Annotated in this window: 1 protein-coding gene; it reads right to left on the reverse strand. The window is 49.9% G+C overall.

The window, feature by feature from the left end; genetic code table 11:
- Positions 1-1,711 (reverse strand): condensation domain-containing protein (locus tag H6S82_RS32080; RefSeq protein WP_199318012.1); only part of this gene is annotated, 1,711 nt, incomplete at both ends.

A 1,711-nucleotide genomic window follows, 5' to 3' on the forward strand; every position in this document is an offset into this window, starting at 1 on the left:
TGACGAGCGCGCGCCGGCTCAGCGCGCCGAGCAGCCAGCCCTCTTCCCGGTAATCCTCTGCGGTCGCGTTCCACCGCTCGATGATCTGTTCGCGTTCGACTACTCCGAGCGGCGAAAACAACTCGTATCGTCCGTCCGGCTCCTCGGCGATTTTTTCGAGGGTTTTCAGATAAAAGTTGGCGATCTGGGTAATTTGTTCGGAACCGATTTTTTTCGGCAGGTAATACAAACTCAGCCAGACCCGTTCCGCATTCAGGTCGAGCGAAAAATTCGCCGTCAGGGTAAAGTTGGTTTCTTCGTAGCCCTGGTGATTTAGCAGAATGCCTTTAAATTCTTCAAGACTTTGATAGACGTGAAAATGTGTGAAATCGAAATCGGTTTCAAATAACGGGGTTTTAGAGTTTTTCTGAAGCTGCGCCATCGGATACCAGCGATGCGCCAGAATTTCTTTTTCCTGTTCGAAGACCTCGCTAATCAACTGCGTCCAGCTGCCGGACTTGAATTTGAACCTGAACGGAAGCGTGTTCAAAAAAAGCCCGAGAACTCTTTCGGAATCATTTTCCTCCAAACGACCGTTGGAAACCAAACCGGATAAAATATCCTTCTGACCGCAAACGACCGAAAGAACAAATAAATGCGAGGCAAGCAAAATGCTTTTTATCGGAACCCCGAGCCGGCTGGCGATCTCCTTGAGCCGACGCGTCGTGGCAGCGGACAGTGCCACGCCTTTTACCCTGTTTCCGGAATATGCGGGGTCTCTGTATTTTCGGCTCCACCGGGGAATTTCCGTGGCGACGCGGTTTTCAATTTTTTTCAGCCAGTATTCTTTCGTTTCGACCGATTGCAGGGCTCGACGTTCGGCGGCGACAAAATCTCTGTAGGTTGATTCGGGAACCGGATTTAATTGCGCCGGGTTGATACCGAGCCGATCCAGATAGAGTTTGAAAATCTCGGTTATCATAGTCGCTACGCTCCACCCGTCCACAATAGCGTGATGTTCCGAAAATGAAAACTGGAAGGTCGTTTCGGTGCGGAGATGAATTTTGAACCTGATTAATCCGGCTTCGGATAAATCGAACGGGTTGCTTTTTTCGTTCTCGACCCAGTTTTTGATGATCCTTTCCTGCCGTTCGTTTTCTACTCCGCGAAGATCTTCGACGTCTATTTTTGCCGGCGCCTGTCGATGAACGAGTTGCAGCGGCTCGCTGAAATTCGACAGATCGAACGAGGTTCTCAAAACCGGATGCCGGTCAATTACTTCATTAAGAGCCGCGCTCAATTTTTCGAACGAGAAGGCGAGATTTAAATGATAGCTCGTGACGTTATGATAAGCCGTGCTGCTCGAATCAAAGACGCTGTGAAACAGCATCCCGGATTGAATGTACGTCAGCGGGTAAGCATCAACGATATTTTCGGGAACTAAATTTTTGTCTTCGGCGGAAATCAGGGAAAAGGGCGGGATAGATTCGTAAATGGGTGAGGCGGGTTTCGAATCACCGATTTTTGCGGCGAGCAGTCTGATCGTCGGAAATTCGAAAATGCTTTGAAGCGTCACGTCAAATCCGTTTTTTTTCAGGAGCGCCCTGATCTGAAGGCTCTTGATCGAATCTCCGCCGAGGATAAAGAAGTTGTCGTCCAGACCGACCGGCTCGACTGCCAGCACCTGTTCCCAGATCCCGACCAGCTTTTTCTGGGTCTCGTTTTCCGCCGC

Origin of the sequence: Planktothrix sp. FACHB-1355, assembly GCF_014748295.1 — a bacterium.
Taxonomy (GTDB): domain Bacteria; phylum Cyanobacteriota; class Cyanobacteriia; order Cyanobacteriales; family Aerosakkonemataceae; genus Aerosakkonema; species Aerosakkonema funiforme_A.